This is a genomic window from Spectribacter acetivorans (assembly GCF_031846305.1).
Classification (GTDB): domain Bacteria; phylum Pseudomonadota; class Gammaproteobacteria; order Nevskiales; family Salinisphaeraceae; genus Spectribacter; species Spectribacter acetivorans.
Window position 1 is genome coordinate 94,659 of the sequence record NZ_JAVRHY010000006.1, and the last position, 15,490, is coordinate 110,148.

Annotated in this window: 13 protein-coding genes; 10 read left to right on the plus strand and 3 right to left on the minus strand. The window is 61.0% G+C overall.

Annotation, left to right across the window (positions count from 1 at the left end; all coding sequences use genetic code 11):
* The first annotated feature begins 68 nt into the window (after positions 1-68).
* Positions 69-845 carry a hypothetical protein gene (locus tag RM531_RS08570; RefSeq protein WP_311658660.1) on the plus strand — a complete coding sequence of 259 codons (777 nt, stop codon included), beginning with the start codon at positions 69-71 and terminating at the stop codon, positions 843-845.
* Between the two features lie 248 nt (positions 846-1,093).
* Here the strand turns inward: RM531_RS08570 and RM531_RS08575 are convergent, their stop codons facing one another.
* On the minus strand, positions 1,094-2,230 hold the full coding sequence (locus RM531_RS08575; protein WP_311658661.1) for a DsbA family protein: 1,137 nt from the start codon (positions 2,228-2,230) through the stop codon (positions 1,094-1,096).
* A 178-nt stretch (positions 2,231-2,408) separates the two neighbouring features.
* Between RM531_RS08575 and RM531_RS08580 the strand changes: the two genes are divergently transcribed.
* From RM531_RS08580 to RM531_RS08605, 6 genes are all read left to right on the plus strand, one after another.
* Entirely contained in the window at positions 2,409-2,705 is a 297-nt protein-coding gene (locus tag RM531_RS08580) for a hypothetical protein (protein WP_311658662.1), read from the plus strand.
* 370 nt (positions 2,706-3,075) lie between these two features.
* Complete coding sequence (locus RM531_RS08585; protein ID WP_311658663.1) at positions 3,076-4,230, plus strand: DUF7146 domain-containing protein; 1,155 nt, start codon at positions 3,076-3,078, stop codon at positions 4,228-4,230.
* Positions 4,231-4,304: 74 nt separating this feature from the next.
* Positions 4,305-5,450 (plus strand): DUF7146 domain-containing protein, encoded by a 1,146-nt coding sequence (locus RM531_RS08590; RefSeq protein ID WP_311658665.1) that lies wholly within the window; start codon positions 4,305-4,307, stop codon positions 5,448-5,450.
* 8 nt (positions 5,451-5,458) lie between these two features.
* Positions 5,459-5,725: a hypothetical protein gene (locus RM531_RS08595; protein ID WP_311658666.1), complete on the plus strand. Its 267-nt coding sequence runs from the start codon at positions 5,459-5,461 to the stop codon at positions 5,723-5,725.
* A gap of 94 nt (positions 5,726-5,819) precedes the next feature.
* Complete coding sequence (locus RM531_RS08600) at positions 5,820-6,620, plus strand: ankyrin repeat domain-containing protein (RefSeq protein WP_311658667.1); 801 nt, start codon at positions 5,820-5,822, stop codon at positions 6,618-6,620.
* Between the two features lie 2 nt (positions 6,621-6,622).
* Entirely contained in the window at positions 6,623-7,423 is an 801-nt protein-coding gene (locus RM531_RS08605; protein WP_311658669.1) for an ankyrin repeat domain-containing protein, read from the plus strand.
* Positions 7,424-7,430: 7 nt separating this feature from the next.
* Here the strand turns inward: RM531_RS08605 and dinG are convergent, their stop codons facing one another.
* Positions 7,431-9,578, minus strand: a complete 2,148-nt coding sequence (gene dinG / locus RM531_RS08610; RefSeq protein WP_311658670.1) for an ATP-dependent DNA helicase DinG — start codon at positions 9,576-9,578, stop codon at positions 7,431-7,433.
* Positions 9,579-9,668: 90 nt separating this feature from the next.
* Complete coding sequence (locus RM531_RS08615; RefSeq protein ID WP_311658671.1) at positions 9,669-10,964, minus strand: hypothetical protein; 1,296 nt, start codon at positions 10,962-10,964, stop codon at positions 9,669-9,671.
* 366 nt (positions 10,965-11,330) lie between these two features.
* Here RM531_RS08615 and RM531_RS08620 point away from each other — a divergent pair, with 366 nt between their 5' ends.
* The 3 genes from RM531_RS08620 (at position 11,331) to RM531_RS08630 (ending at position 15,293) form a co-directional block, all read left to right on the plus strand.
* On the plus strand, positions 11,331-12,107 hold the full coding sequence (locus RM531_RS08620; RefSeq protein ID WP_311658672.1) for a hypothetical protein: 777 nt from the start codon (positions 11,331-11,333) through the stop codon (positions 12,105-12,107).
* A 32-nt stretch (positions 12,108-12,139) separates the two neighbouring features.
* A complete protein-coding gene (locus RM531_RS08625; protein WP_311658674.1) occupies positions 12,140-13,888 on the plus strand; it encodes an ATP-dependent helicase in 1,749 nt (582 codons plus the stop codon).
* Positions 13,889-14,216: 328 nt separating this feature from the next.
* Entirely contained in the window at positions 14,217-15,293 is a 1,077-nt protein-coding gene (locus tag RM531_RS08630) for a ribonucleotide-diphosphate reductase subunit beta (protein ID WP_311658675.1), read from the plus strand.
* Positions 15,294-15,490: the final 197 nt, after the last annotated feature.

Genomic DNA, 15,490 nt, shown 5'->3' on the forward strand with positions numbered 1-15,490 from the left:
CTCGGGGTCCCTATTGCCCTCGGGCCTCCCAACGTCTTTCCATTCATTTTCGACAGGAGGCCCACATCATGGGTTGTGAACAACTACTTGAGGTGACCACCGCTGGCGCATTATGGCCGGCCAAGCCGGGTATTGATCCCGCATTCGAGCGTGTCGAGGCAGCACTTTGTCGATACACCATCGAAGACCGTTTCTTCATCCAGGTTCATACGCAAGATCGCCAGCAGATACTCCAAGCGGTGTTCTATGACGAGAGAATTGATCTGACCGTTTGCCAGTACCGGCCCGGCCTATCCACCTGGCTACGGCAGATGCCGCATTACCAGCAACTCACCAGTGCCGCGCGCAGTGCCATCCGCGAATCGCTTCAGCGCTGGATCGATGCTGGCGCGCTTGGTCATCAGAACCAGACCGAGCTGGCCACGAACCTGGCCTACAAGGCGTTGCAGTTCCGTTTGCCGGGACTGACGCAAGATGTTCCATCCCTGCATCTCGGACAGCTCTACTGGCGGATATCCGATCTGGTATTTCAGCAGCAACGATTGGCCGCGCAGCGTGAGCAGTCCACACTTCAGCGATGGGCACACGCGCTGGAATGGGCCTTCTCGGAAGGCCACACCCTGGTGGATCTGGTCACCTCGTATCTTGACGAGGAGATGGCGTCAGAGGCGTCGGTCAACCAGGCGAATCAGGCGCATGGGCAGGCCAACCAGCCACCCCACCACTTTCGTGACGCCAGCCAGGGCAGTCTTCCACACAGCGAAGCCATTCATCGAACGATCGACTTCCCGACGACGGGCGATGGGTTTCGGCCAACCACGCTGCGAGCAGCTGGTCAGGAATGACTCGATGGTCTGATAGGCATAGGTCTCGCACCAATCCGCGCTGTATTCGGCGCCCAGCCTATTGGCGGCGACCTCGCTGGCCCGCTCAGAATGGCTGCCCTTGGCGATGAGGGCAGCCATTTCCTGGGCCATTTTTTCCACGTAGAGGTCGATGAACGCGTCGCTGAAGGTCAATCCATAGGCCTGAGCCCGGGCCTTGAACCTGCTACGAAGGCGCGTGATCACCTCGGCATCGCAAACCACCGCGCTCATTGATCGGCCATGGCCAGCGTTTGGCGCATCACGTCTTCGTAGGTTTGCAGGTTGTGCATCCCGACAATCGGCAGGCCATTGATCACCACGGTCGGCGTCGCGCTCACCCCTTGCTCAAACGCCGCCTGGGATCCGGCATCCACGGCCATCAATACATCCGGGTCTTCCAGGCAGTTGGAAAAATCGGTCGGATTCATGCCCGCCTGCTGTGCAAACTTCTGGACCGAGAACTTGCCGCCCTGGAGCCGGTCCTGGTCGGCAAACACCGCGTCGTGATAACGCCAGAACTCGGCCTCGCCCGATGAGAACGCGCAGTAGGCGCCCACTGCTGCCGGCCGGGCAGCAGGGTGATTGGGCGGCGTCATCATGCGAAACACGAATCGCGCCTGATCCTGGTAACGCTCGTAGAGCCGCGCAATATGTGGCGCGCTCTGCGCGCAGTACGGGCACTGGAAATCGGTATAGATCTCAATGAGCACGTCGGCATTCTCTGGACCGAAGGCGATTTCCCCATCCATCGCCCCATCAAGGTCGCCGGCTCCGACCAGCACACTGGGCTCGGCCAGCAGAAGCTCCAGATCGTGTTTGAGCGCCGCCTTGGCCACGAATGCTTCATGCGCATCCAGCATGCGTTCCCGAATCTGACCTTCTGCCGTTGCCATGGCCTGGCTCTCGGTCATGTTCTCCATGCCCTTTAAATCCGGCTCCAGGCGCACCTGTTTCATCTGGGCATCGAACACCTGCTTGCCCGTTTGCCCAATCGCCTCACCTTCGAGTTCATAAAGCCGCTCTGCCATCGCGCTTTCCAGCAGGCGAAAACGTGTTTCATAGACGCTTCTGAGTCGCTTGAGGTGTTTGCGCCCACCCAACTCATCGAGCTCATTGAGCGTCATCGACCAGTCACCGATGCGCGCCACCACAATGTTGCCCACATCGTCCCGCGTCGTAGCGGACAGCGACGACTGGTATTGCTTGACCACTTCGTCGATCGAGCTCAGACCAGGCGAGAGCGCCGGCGCAACCGTGTCATTGTCCTTAGGGGATTGAGTCTCGGTCGATTCCTGGCCGCCGCAGCCAACCTGTACAAGACCCAGAAGTGCCGCCGTACTGGCGATAGCGAGTTTCGTTTTCATGGGCACGAGTACACCCTAATACCGCTTGGGGATGGGCTGTCATAAGCCGTCATTTTCGGCGCCTTTTTTCATCCTCTTACGCCCATGCGATGCCTATGATCCACCCATGCACGCAATTGCCTCACGAATCGTCCCGTGGATAGTCGGCCTCACGATGGCCTTGCCAGCTCAGGGGGCCATGAATCTTGGGCAGCTGAACCATCTTCAGTCCAAGGCTGCCAACGGCGACGACATGGCCGCCGAGCAGATTCGGGCCTATCTCCATGGCCTACTTGAGGGCCTGTTGCTGGCCGCCAATCGCGCCGATCTGAACATTTGCCCGCCCGACCAATGGTCCACCGACTCACTTCAGGCTTACCGCCTCTTGAACACCTATGTCGCCATGCAAGGTGTAACCGGCGAATCGCTGGCCCGGTACCGCGTGGCCCCGGCCCTGGTCGAAGCACTCCAGGCCCGATACCCCTGCAAGAAATAGCGCCTTAAACCCGACATTCCCCAATCGTGCTCGTTAAGCTGGTGGTGTCGTTCGGTCTCCACGACCGCTCGACCGGGGCGCAAGTTCTGCAAATCCGGCCCCAAAGCTGCCGATCAGGCCACCTGGCGTCGATGCAACTGCGACGGTGTCGCTCGACGCGCTACCCACTCGCTCAAACGCGCTCGCAAATCACTCATTCGGCGTCACCCCTCGGCATGGGCGCGACCGCCACCAGCACGCCTTTCCGGCCTGGACTGGAAGACACCCTTCCCGTCTGCTGCACCGCGCAGCCTTGCATTTCTCCATTTTCATCGACCATGGCAGTGGGGCGGTTGTCCCGCTGCCATGTCGCTGATCCGGATACCGGGATATGAAGCTAGAGTTTTCCACAATTCGTCATGCGGCCAACGGTCATTGGGCCGGGATCTTGCGCGCCCTGGCCCCTTCACTGGATGAGGCGCTGGACGCAGCCAGCCGTGCCGGCCGACCCCGTCACGTCGGATGCCCAGTTCACGGCGGCAACGATGGCTTCCGTTTTTTCACCGACTACGAGCAAACCGGTGGTGGCATCTGCAATAGCTGCGGCGCTTACAAAAACGGCTTCGACGTACTGGAGTGGGTCAATCAGTGGTCAATCAAGCAGGCCTTCGAGGCAGTTGCCGATCATCTCGGACTGGAATCCTCCGACGGCCCGATTGAGCCCCCGCCGCCGCGCACACCCGCAGCGCCCGAGATCGACGCTGAACAGGACAAGCGCCGCCTGCATCTTCTTCGTAGCACATGGGGCCAAACCCTGGCAGCGGATGACCCTCGTGCAGCCCCAATGCTTCGTTACCTGGTCCAGCGCGGACTGACACTCTCTGGCGTGCCCGACGTGCTGCGCTTTCACCCGAAGCTGCCTTATTACGAGACGAATGACGATGACCGGGTGGTGCTCCGCGGTGAGTACCCGGCCATGGTAGCGATGGCGGTCACGCCCGATGACCAGCCCGCCACGCTCCATCGGACCTATCTCACCGAGGATGGCGTCAAGGCGGATGTGCCCAAGCCCAAGAAGCTCATGTCCATGCCCTCCGATCGCGAACTGTCTGGCGGGTCTATCCCTCTGGGCAAACCCGGCACCACGCTCTCGGTGGCCGAGGGCATCGAGACCGCGCTGGCCGTCATGTTGGCAACCAGCATTCCGGCATGGGCGACGATTTCCAGCACCTTGATGGCCAAATTGGTTCTTCCTGAGAGGATCGAAACCTTGTTTATCTGGTCCGATCTCGACCGCGGTCATGCCGGCCAGAATGCTGCCCAGGAGCTCGCCGAGCGCGCCCTTTCCCAAGGCGTCGATGTCCATGTGTTCTTGCCGGACGGCCCCATCCCGATAGAAGCCAAGAGCCGGGACTGGCTCGATGTTTTCAACCAGGAAGGCCACACCGGCTTCCCCCACCGCAAGCTCCGTCACCTGGCCATGGCCAAGAAGCAGGCCCATCAGAATTCCCATGTCATGCCTCCGCATGACAGGAAAGCGGGGTAGCTGACCTCGCGGCGCAAGCCACACCCAAATCAGCCTCCCAAGACCACCCCAACCCACCCAACCAGGAGGAGCTCATGAAGTTCCAGGACGTGAAGGCCGCGGCCTCTGGCCGTTGGCCTGAAATCGTGTCCTCTCTGTCACCGTTCGACCTGCGCACTGCGCTGGACGCCCGAGGCAGAAAACACGTCGACTGCCCGGTGCATGGCGAGTCCTCCAAGAAGCCCTTCAGGGTTTTCAAGGACTTCGCCGAGACAGGCGGTGCGGTGTGTAGCCGATGCGGCAACTTTGCCGACGGCTTCGCGCTGCTCGCCTGGCTGAATAACTGCGACGCAGTCGAAGCCAAAAACCAGGTCGAGGCACACCTCGGCCTGTCGGACCGAAACACGGAGATTTCCGTGCGTCCGGCACCGGCACCGGCATCCAAGCCGGAACCGAAAGCACCAACCGCCAACCCCACCTGGGCAAGGCGACTGGCACAGTGGTGGAGCGAAGCCCTACCACTGACCTCCCCGAAGTCCCGCCCGGCACGCTCGTATTTCCATCGACGTGGCCTGCGCGGCATCACCAACTGGCCCGAGGTCCTCCGCATGCATCCGGCACTCGATTATTTCGAGTCCGATGATCAAGGAAGCCTCACCAAACTGGGCACCTTCCCTTGCATTCTTGCCGCGGTCATCCGACCCAACGGCAAGATTGCGACCCTGCACCGCACGTACATCACGGCGCAGGGCCTCAAGGCGCCGGTGCCCGCGGCAAAGAAGCTTTGCCCCGCTGCCACCGACGAACCCTTGGGCGGGGTTGCAATCCCCCTGGTCAAACCCGGCGAAGTGCTGGGCCTGGCTGAGGGCATTGAAACGGCGATGGCGGTCACACTGGCCACCGGTATGCCGGTCTGGGCGGCTATCTCGGATGCCCTGCTTACGCAGGTGACAATCCCCGATGGCGTCCGGCGGGTCGTGCTCTGGTCCGACAAGGATCAGCCCAGCAAGTCCAAGCCCGAAGGCGCCGGCGCGTATGCCGCGTCCGTGATGAAGGATCGCCTTGGCGCGATGCTGTCGGTGCACATGCCACCGATGGTGATCCCCCCCGGCGAGAAGGGCATCGATTGGCTCGATGTCCTGAATCAACACGGAAGCGGATGCTTTCCGTCGACCACCCAATCCCACACACCCGATAGTAATCGGGCCCATCCACAGCGGCTGTTTCGCCGCGCCAGCTAAGGAGGAGCATGATGCTTCTTTGGTCTCTTCAATGGGGCGGCTGTCTCCTCGCCTTGACCGGCGCGGTGATGGTCGCCTCGAACAGTCGTGTCTCCCGGTTCGGCTTCCTGTTCTTTCTGGCAGGAAATGTCGCCTGGGTCAGCTACGGCATCCTCATCAACGCCCCTGGTCTGGTCACCAAGGAGATTGGTTTCACCCTGATCAATATGCTCGGGGTCTGGAGCTGGTTTCTGCGTGATCGTCTCAGGACGGCCCCAACTGGAGCCCGGGTTTAACCCGGGCTCCGCCCTATTGCGTTTTCTCCAACCTGTGAGATAACTCCGCCCAGTGGAGCTCTACAAGCAGCTCCTTCTGGATGGATCTTCGGTAATGACACAGGCTTATGAAAACAACACCCAGCTAGCTTCAACTCTTGAGCCGACCTCCCAGCCGCAGGCATGCGCCTCGGTCATGGATGCACTCAAGCTGGCGGCCTCGCGCGGGGACGAGCTGCAGATTCGCCGCCTGGTCATGACCATCACGGATACGTCCTTGCGCGACTCGGCCACGCTGGATACCCCGCTGCATGTGCTGGCCAGTCTCTCCGACCCCAGACCGATTGACATGCTTCTCGCTCGCGGCTTCAACCCCGCAGCTCGCAACATCAATGGCTGGTACCCGCATCACTTTGCCGCGGTCTATGACCGCGTTGAGCCCATGGCAAGGCTGGTCCAGGCGACCGATGACAGTGATCTGACAGACTTCAACGGCGCCACCCCCTTGCACTTCGCGACGCAGTATCGCGCGATCAACACGGCGCGATGGTTGCTCGATGCCGGCGCCGATCCTTCGGCGCGTGACTGCAACGCCGATACCCCGCTTCATTTTGCCGCGATGAGCGGCGCCCCCCCGTCCCTGGTTCAGGCCCTGCTGGAGGCCGGCGCCAACCCGGACGCGCTCGACCACTGCCGAGACACCCCGCTGCATATCGCGGTGGAATACAACCGGATCCAGATGGTCAGGGCCTTGTTGCGTGCGCGCTGCAACGTCAATGCCATAAACCTTGACGGTCGGACTCCTGACGCGATGCCCCCTGTCTACCCTTCCATTTGCAATGATGAAGGGGTATTTCTGGTAGGTCATTCGCGCTATGTCCGCCAGGCGTTCGATCGCCGTTCCGCGGCGACATAGGCATGTACCTTTCCAGCCTTGAAGAGCTGCTGCTGGGGCTGCTGAGAAACGCCGACATCCAGGGTATGCGCGCCCACCTGAGCGAACTCCCGTACCCAGATATTCGACCGGACAGGAGCACGCCCCTACTGGCTCTCGCAGCGAAGTTCAGCACTTCCCCTATGATAGCCCTCCTGCTCGACGCCGGGGCCAACCCGAATCTCACGGATTATCGATGGCAGCGCTCTGCCCTGCATTATGCTGCCGATGCCGGCCAGATTGACGGGCTGGTATTGCTTCTCCAGTCAGGGGCCGATCCGAACCTCACCAGCGCCGATGGCAAGACGCCGTTGCATGTGGCTGCCTCGCAGCCAGATTCGAAACTCGCCGATTGCCTTCTCGAGGCCGGGGCCGACCCGATGCGGGTTGACATCACCGGTCATCGACCAGCCTTGCAGGCGGTCCTGCATGGACGGGCAACTGTGTTGGCACGCCTTCTGGATTCGATGGCAGCCCGTTCAGCCAGAATCTCCGACGGCTATGGCCCCGAGCTTCACGCCGCTGCCCGTCTGGGTCACCAAGCCATCACCGACATGCTTCTGCGTGCCGGCGCCGACATCACCGCAGCTGATACGGCCGACAACCAGCTCATGCATCATGCGGTGCTCTCGGGTGATTGGCGATATGCGATGTATCTACTCTCGCAGGGCGCCCAGCACAATCCGGTGAATCGTGCCGGTCTCCAACCCGCGGATCTTTTGCCCGAGATCTCGAATGACCAGCAGCGCCAGGCCATGGCCAGAGCGCTATCCCTGGTCTCCTAGCCGGAATTCAGGCCGCACCCTTGAACCGCGGCGGGCGGTAGCCGCCAGCCGGCTCAGCCGCATCAATGACCTGCGCGAAATCCGGTAGCCCGGTGAGCATGGCCTGGCCATATCGCTTCGTGACCAGCCGCCGATCCAGGATGGTTACCCGGCCCCAATCCTCCTCGGTCCTCAGCAACCTGCCTGTCGCCTGTACCAGTTTCAGCGACGCGTCGGGCATGCTCATGAGCATGAACGGGTTGAGCCCCATCGATTCCAGCCATTCCGCCGCAGTGGCCTCGATCGGCGAATCCGGCACGGTGAACGCGAGCTTGGTGATCACCACATGGGTGCAGGCGGCGCCGGGAAGGTCCAGCCCCTCGGCCATGCTGGCAAGGCCAAACAGGATACTGCCTTGCCCTTTCTCAACCCGTTTCCGGTGTGTTTCCAGCAGCACCTCGCGTGCCGCTTCTCCCTGCATCAACACCCGATCCCGAAGCCCCGGCTCGATGCGATCAGCCACGCTTTTCATTTGTCGCTTCGAGCAGAATAGCACCAGGGTTCCTTCAGTTGGATCGACCAGCTGATTGATGCGAAGCGCCACTTCATCCTCGAACACGTCACCCTGAGGAGGTTCGGCTCGCATCGCCGGGAGATGCAGCATTGATCTCTGTCGATAGTTGAACGGCGAGGCAATCGCCTTCGTGACCAGCCCTTCCTGCTGACCCAGGCCAGCACGCCGAATGAAACGGTCGAACTTGCCGTTGCATCGAATGGTGGCCGAAGTCACCACGCAGGCTGCAAACTTCTCCCACAGGTTTGCCGAGAGCTCACGGGCCGCTGAGATGGGCGAGCTTTCCAGCACGAAGGCCACACTGCGCCCACTGTGTCTGGCGTGGATCCATCGCGCCCGCGGCGGCCCGTTGTCGGCGTCGGCCTGAGCCATGTAGCCAAACAGCTTTTCTTCTCGCTCCAGGCGGGACAGGACCTCACCCATCCCGGCGGCGGCAGTCTCCGCCTCGCCGCGGTCACCCTTTGCCTTGATCACATCGTTGAGCCCCCGGATTTGCCGACGCACGAGTGCCCCAGCAATCCCGAATAGTGACGCGCAGTCCTGCGACAGATCACGAATACCGTCGGGCACGACGCCTTTGGGGAATCGCCAGAAGGCCAGACCTTCGTCATCAGGTGCCAGCGCCGGCGCGGATGACAGGCAGACGTGAAGCTCCTTGAGCTTGCGCTCGAGCCCAACCAGCGCCTCATCGAGGTCCACCTGGTTGGTGGCCGCCTTGGGTGTCCCGATCATCGCGCTGGCACCGCCCGCCGTGCGCCGGGCGGCGTCAATCCACCCGTTCTTGGCATCCACATGCGCACGCGCCTCGAAATGCCTCAGGGCCTTGTCCGGAATCTGATGCCCTTCGTCGAGAATCAGCACGCAGCCTTCCGGATCGGGCAGGATCTTGCCGCCTCCCAGCGCCAGATCCGATAACAGCAGATCGTGGTTTACCACCAGAACATCGGCGGCAAATACGCGCCGGCGCGCTTTATAGAAGCTGCAATCGTCAAAGAAACGGCAACGCTCGCCCAGGCATCCATTTCGATCAGTGGTGACCGGGCGCCATTGTTCGTCATCGATAGCGCCCGGGAAGCTATCTCGCTGACCATCCCACGCTTGCCCCTCGATAGCCTGGCGCATCGTTTCGTAGATGGAACCACCTGAAGCGCCGCCCTTGGCGGCCGCCGGTAAGGCGCCGCGCAAGAGATCGCCCTGGGCGTTGTCGTAGCCGGTCAAGCCAGCCAGTTTTGACAGACACAGGTATCGGCCACGGCCCTTGACCATCTCGAAGTCGAACTCCATGCCGGCATGGCGCTGCAGGTCAGGCAGGTCCTTGTGGAACAGCTGCTCTTGTAGCGCCACCGTGCCGGTGGAGATGATCACGGTCAGCCCATCCGCCTTGGCCCGCGGGATAGCGCCAAGGCTGTAGCTTGCTGACTTGCCCACCCCGCAGGGCGCCTCGAACAGGCCAATGGGACGTTTTTCATTCGACCAGCCAGCGACCACGTCGTGGATATCGGCAATCAACTCACGCTGGGATGGCCGGTCATGAAAACCCGGCAACGATTTGCCCAGATTATCCAGATAGCTTTCGATTTCCTCGTTCAGGGTTTCGTGCATACGTTGAGATACCGGTTCGGTCCCGGCCTTGGCCGGTCAATCACAGATTGATCTCAATCTACCTTGAATGACGGAAATGCAAGACCCCGGTCAACCCCGACTTGCCTGCAACACCACTCGATCACCCCCGGACAGCTGGGCGCGGAGAAACCCCCGTCTGGCCTCCTGTATGGCATCGACCAGACCAAAGGCGCCAGAGGTTTGCGAAATCCCGGCGCTTACCGCCATCCCCTGAATCGCATCTGCCAGCCAGGCGTCGTCCATGCCTTGCGTCATACGACCCAGCAACCCCATGTTCTTCTGCTCACCCAGCAGGGCTTCGGCTTGTGCCGCGGTCTTGCCAGGCAGAAACAGCATCAGCCGATCCAGGCTGACGTGGTGCACCCGGTCTTCGCTATCCAGCGAAATCCGCAAGAAGGACTCAAGCTCGCGCGTAATTCGCAGCATCTCGGCATAACCGATCCGCCGCTGCACCTGGGAACCCTTATCCAGACCCACCAGCGCCACTGCCATGGGCAGCCCCTCATCCTGGCAGCTCTTGGTCAGCAGACTCAGCTCCGGGAACTCCGCATCGATGCGCATGGCGTTATTGAAAAAGCCCGATGACAGCTCCGATCGAACGCCTCGGCTCAGCCTTCCCAGCAAATCGATCGTGGGCACGAGACCTGGGAGCATGAATTCTTCATGCCCCCCATCGGCCATGATGATTTCCACACGAATGAGCCCACTGCGACCACCACTCTGTCGATGCACAACCGAGACCACTGCCGGCCCCGCAATGAATGAGCCAAGTGCTCTGGCCAGATCCTGCGGTTTGTAGCTGCCCAGGGCACCGTCAATCACCATGGCCTCCGGACGCTCGTCAGCGCACATCTCGAGCACTTGCTCTGGCGGGCACACCCGCACCATGAACCGGTCACTCTCGATCAGATCGAAGATGACATCCCGCTTATCCTTGTCGGTCCGATCACTCACTGCCAGGATCCGAAACGGACCTTGCTGGCGCTGCAGGAAGTAGATCCGCAGTTTGTCGAAGATCGTCCGGGCGAATACGGGCCGCAGGAAAAAATCAATGCAGCAATGTCTTGCAGCGAAAACGCGCCCCTCGAGCGTGTCTTCGTCTGCCAGGGCAATCAGATTGCCACCTGCATCGAGATAATCGCGCAACACATCCCGTGTTTCATTGAGCCGGTCGATGCGGACCAGTACGCCCAGTGGCTGCTCCTGGGCAAGGGCTTGTGCTAATTGTTCTCGCGACTTCAGTAGTGCCACGCGACTGCAATACACCTCGAGTTGGTGTTTGAGCACATTCGCCCCAACACCATCCTCTCCCAGGATATAAACGGGCTTGGATGCCGCGGCGATGGCCGGGAAATCATCCAGCATGGGTTGCGACCTCTCTTATCCGGACCAATCTGGTCCTTGTTGGCACCCACGTCCTTGTGGGAATTCAATTCCCGTCCACCCTCGTGATAGCACTATAGTCCGGCGGACCTCTCTCCAAAACCCTCCCGGTCCATATTGGACCGAGTCATCCGACGTATGACGATACACCCGGCTGTTATCGGCGCCAGTCCAATTTCGATGAGATGGCGCTCCAAAACACCATTTCCGGGCTAAAAGCCGGCCGAATGCGCCGCTTAAAGACGCCCCGCCCCGTTTCATTCGCCTTCAACATTGAGATGGGTAGTACCAAACCAAGCGCCCATCGAGGTGCGTTCACAATCAAATCGACCACCGAAGAGGTGAATCATGACCGAAGCAACCACAACTGATGCCACCCAGGTACCGACGACGCCGCCGCTGACCGGCGCGAATGATACGCCATCAGCCGAGCCCCCAAAGAAGTCCGCAGCCAACGGCAAGGCCAGCAAGACCAATGGCGCGGCGAAGACCAATGGCGCCGTCACCCCCGAGACTTCCACGCATCGCGGCAACTCGCGCGCGATCATGACCAAAGACATAACCTTTGGTTCGACTCCCGCACAGAAGCTTTTCGGCCGCCACAACGGCGTGGTCAGCTCCAACCTCTATCAGCTGGGCGTGATGCTGCCGATCCGCACCACCATCGAGGTTGCCGATCGCGTGGAGGGGGTCATCAACGAATACCTGACCAAGGTCGAGGAGGACCTGCAGGCGCAGATCGATCGCATGGAAGAGCTCATGGCCAGCCATAACATCCAGGACACCCCGACCTATACCTCCTCCGAGACCTATCACTGCGAGATCACCACGCCTCACCAGGCCCGTTTCCTGCGCCTGATCTCCCTGCTGGATCGCCTCGTGCTGTTCATCGACGCCCTCTGGCTGGAGGGTGTGTTCAACAACAAGCAGCGCAACTCCGCCATCTACGACAACAATCGTCGCGTGGCGCGCCTGGCCGGGCGCATCCGCAATCTCGCCAACAGCGCAAAGTCCGTGCTCAACAAAGGCAAGGACGCCACACCCGATGATGTGGATGCGTCCGCTCGCCAGAGTGAAACTGCCTCGGATAACGACGACGGCGACGAGGCGCCGGCTTCCGCCTGAGACGAGCCTCAGGCAAACGCGCACTGACCAACTTGTCACCACACCATCTACTCGCGGGGCTAAACCCCGACCAGGAGGCCGCCGTCTTGGCGGCCTCTCATTGTGTAGTCGTGGCCTGTCCGGGCTCAGGCAAAACCCGCGTGCTCCAGACCAGAGCGGCGTATCTTCTCGGCTCCGACCCCGAGGCTCGTGTCGTTGCCGTGACCTTCACGAAAGACGCCGCTCGCGAACTTCGTCAGCGCACGTTGGATTCGCTTTCTGACGATGCGGCTGATCGTGTGGCCGTGGCCACTTTCCACTCACTGGCCAAGCATCAGCTGGAAAAAGCGGGAATGCGCCTGCGCCTGATCGATCCCGCCGCGCAATCGGCGCTGATCGAGCGAGCCCGGGACATGGCCGCCCCCGAGATGGATAACCAGAATGCGGCCGAAACCATCGAAAAGCTCAAATCCACCTTGCAGCCCAATCCATTGAATGATCGGGAGGCCGGGCTCTACGAGATGTATACCAAGCTGCTCAACAAGCACGGCATGATCGACTTCGCCGATCTGTTGCTGTTTGCGGTTCGAGGACTACAAGACGGTAGCGTGCCACCGCTACCCTGCACCCACATCCTGGTCGACGAATTCCAGGATGCCGATGACGTCCAGCACCTCTGGATTTCGGCCCACATCAAAGCCGGCGCTATCGCGACAGTGGTTGGTGATGATGATCAGAGCCTTTATAGCTGGCGACGTGCTCGCGGCTATGAGGGCATGAGCACCTTTCGCGACAACAATCATGCGCGTCTCATCACGCTGTCGATCAACTATCGCTGCCGCGCCGAGATTCTTGACCACGCCGGACACCTCATCCGCCAGAATCCAGAGCGCATCGACAAGGACATGCAGGCCGGCGCCGGACCGGGCGCCATCATCGAGCGGTACCGCTTTGAGGATGCCAAGGTCGAAGCCGCCGCAGTCAGCGAAACCCTTGCCGCAGACCCGGAAGGGTGGGCCGTGATCGCCCGCACCAACAGCGTCATCGACCACATTCAGCGAGAGCTGCAATCCGATCAGATCGATCACCGACGCATTGGCGGAAGCGACTTGTGGTCGGCCCCGCCAAACCGGGCTTACCTTGCGCTTCTTGACAGTGTCGTCACCGGCCGGCCGCTAGGTGCGGAGCAGGCACTCCAATGGGCCAATATCGGTGCCCATACCATCGACCGACTTCATGAATCAGGCCTGCTGGCCGCTCGCCGGCGGCGCCCGCCCCAGCCTGGCGAAATCAATGACGAGAAGGTTGAGACCCTGGTCGCCGCCCTCCCGCGCTGGCGATCTCAGCACGCCAATGGTCGCCATGGTTCCGTGGCGACCTCCGTCTCCGAGTGGGTCCTGGGCCAGATCAGCGGCGCCTCCAAGCGTGCCCAGCGTCAAAGAGAACTCTTCCAGATGACGGCGCAGAGTTTCATCGATATGGGCGGGAGCCTCTCCCAGCGCATGGATTACCTGTCCCGTCGCAAGAAGAAAATGGACGCATCGGTTCCGACGCTGTTGACCATGCACAGCTCAAAAGGCCTCGAGTTCGACAAGGTCTGGATTGTCCGGGCGGAAGAAGGTGTTGTCCCCCACAAGAACAATCACGAGATGGACGAGGAGCGGCGACTCTTCTTCGTGGCCATGACCCGCGCGAAAGCCCGGCTCGTTGTCTCCTCAGCAGCCCCTGGAGAGGTCAGTCGATTTATCGACGAATCCAGGCTGCACCTGATCAACACCGAATCCGAACGATTCATCGCCTGAAGCAGTCCCTCAAAACCCCCTCTTAATTTGGGCGCTTTCGCCCCACTGATGTCGCCATCCCCTTGGCAGGATTAAAGTCAGGCCAACGCCCGCTGCGGCGTTAGCACCCACCTAACGTCACCCACGACGATCCCGCGCGCCGCCCTCTTGGCGTAACGCGCCAGCCGAATCCCACGCAGCGTCTTCGACGCTGCACCAAGGCCCGCTGCGCCCGCGTTTCGTAAAGCAGCTTCCCAACCCCGCCTTATGGCGGACATCCCTTTCGGGGAGAACGCCCCGACTGGGGTAACTCTCCCCGCTCATATCGATATGCGCAAAGGAGGTAGCAATGGCTACTGCTATGGATCATGGGGCCGTCACCGGCCTCGAAGAAGTCGAACTCGGTGCTGGCCGCGTCCATGTGGATGACAAGGCCATCATCAACTGCCGGGCTGATGTGAATCAGCTCGTTCCCTTGAAGTACCAGTGGGCCTGGGACAAGTACCTGAACGGGTGCGCCAACCACTGGATGCCTCAGGAGGTTTCCATGGCCGCGGATATCGCGACCTGGAACGATCCCGAGGCGCTCACCGACGACGAGCGGCAGATGCTGAAGCGCAGCTTCGGCTTCTTTGCCTCCTCCGAGTCGCTGGTGGCCAACAACCTGGTGCTGGGTATCTACAAGCACCTGACCAACCCGGAATGTCGGCAGTACCTGCTGCGTCAGGCATTCGAGGAGGCGGTTCACGGCCATTGTTTCCAGTACATCGTGGAGAGCCTCGACCTTGATGAGGGCGAGATCTTCAACATGTACCGGGAGATGCCCAGCGTCCATAACAAGGCGGCTTGGGCCCTGCAGTACACGCAGTCCCTGTCCGACCCGGACTTCAAGACGGGCACGCCGTCAACGGACCAGCAGTTCCTGCGGGATCTGATTGCCTTCTACGTGATTTTCGAAGGCATCTGGTTCTACGCCGGCTTTGTCCAGTTCCTGAGCCTGGGCCGTCGCAACAAGATGACCGGCACCGCCGAACAGGTGCAGTACATCATGCGTGACGAGTCCATGCACCTGAACTTCGGCATCGACGTCATCAACCAGATCAAGCTGGAGAATCCCCATCTGTGGACCACGGAGTTCCAGGCGGAGGCTCGTCAGATGATTCTGGAGGCCATGGAGCTCGAGGTCGAAAGCGCACGGGACACCATGCCCCGCGGCGTGCTCGGCATGAATGCCGAGAATCTGGCGGAGTACATGCGGTTCATCGCGAATCGCCGCTGCAACCAGATTGGGCTCGAGCAGCCCTTCCCCGGTGCGGAAAACCCGTTCCCGTGGATGAGCGAGATGATGGATCTCAAGAAGGAGAAGAACTTCTTCGAGACCCGCGTCATCGAGTACCAAACCGGTGGCTCCCTTAGCTGGGATTGACTGCTTCTTATTCGCAGTTGAATAACTGTCACCACCGAACGGGCGCCATCGTGCGCCCGTTCCTTTCTCAAGCCCATCGCATCGCCGGCCAGGCATGACCGATCACCGTTGTGGGTTTGACAAAGGACGCCTCCCCTCTTTTCGCCCTCGGGCGTAAGCGAGGCCGCCGGACTCGTCAACTAAACCGGCCACCCAAC

Excerpts from the sequence above, each read along its gene's own strand:
- RM531_RS08570 (WP_311658660.1), top strand. The coding sequence starts at position 69 with ATGGGTTGTGAACAACTACTTGAGGTGACCACCGCTGGCGCATTATGG.
- RM531_RS08575 (WP_311658661.1), bottom strand. The coding sequence starts at position 2,230 with ATGAAAACGAAACTCGCTATCGCCAGTACGGCGGCACTTCTGGGTCTT.
- RM531_RS08580 (WP_311658662.1), top strand. The coding sequence starts at position 2,409 with ATGAATCTTGGGCAGCTGAACCATCTTCAGTCCAAGGCTGCCAACGGC.
- RM531_RS08585 (WP_311658663.1), top strand. The coding sequence starts at position 3,076 with ATGAAGCTAGAGTTTTCCACAATTCGTCATGCGGCCAACGGTCATTGG.
- RM531_RS08590 (WP_311658665.1), top strand. The coding sequence starts at position 4,305 with ATGAAGTTCCAGGACGTGAAGGCCGCGGCCTCTGGCCGTTGGCCTGAA.
- RM531_RS08595 (WP_311658666.1), top strand. The coding sequence starts at position 5,459 with ATGATGCTTCTTTGGTCTCTTCAATGGGGCGGCTGTCTCCTCGCCTTG.
- RM531_RS08600 (WP_311658667.1), top strand. The coding sequence starts at position 5,820 with ATGACACAGGCTTATGAAAACAACACCCAGCTAGCTTCAACTCTTGAG.
- RM531_RS08605 (WP_311658669.1), top strand. The coding sequence starts at position 6,623 with ATGTACCTTTCCAGCCTTGAAGAGCTGCTGCTGGGGCTGCTGAGAAAC.
- dinG (WP_311658670.1), bottom strand. The coding sequence starts at position 9,578 with ATGCACGAAACCCTGAACGAGGAAATCGAAAGCTATCTGGATAATCTG.
- RM531_RS08615 (WP_311658671.1), bottom strand. The coding sequence starts at position 10,964 with ATGCTGGATGATTTCCCGGCCATCGCCGCGGCATCCAAGCCCGTTTAT.
- RM531_RS08620 (WP_311658672.1), top strand. The coding sequence starts at position 11,331 with ATGACCGAAGCAACCACAACTGATGCCACCCAGGTACCGACGACGCCG.
- RM531_RS08630 (WP_311658675.1), top strand. The coding sequence starts at position 14,217 with ATGGCTACTGCTATGGATCATGGGGCCGTCACCGGCCTCGAAGAAGTC.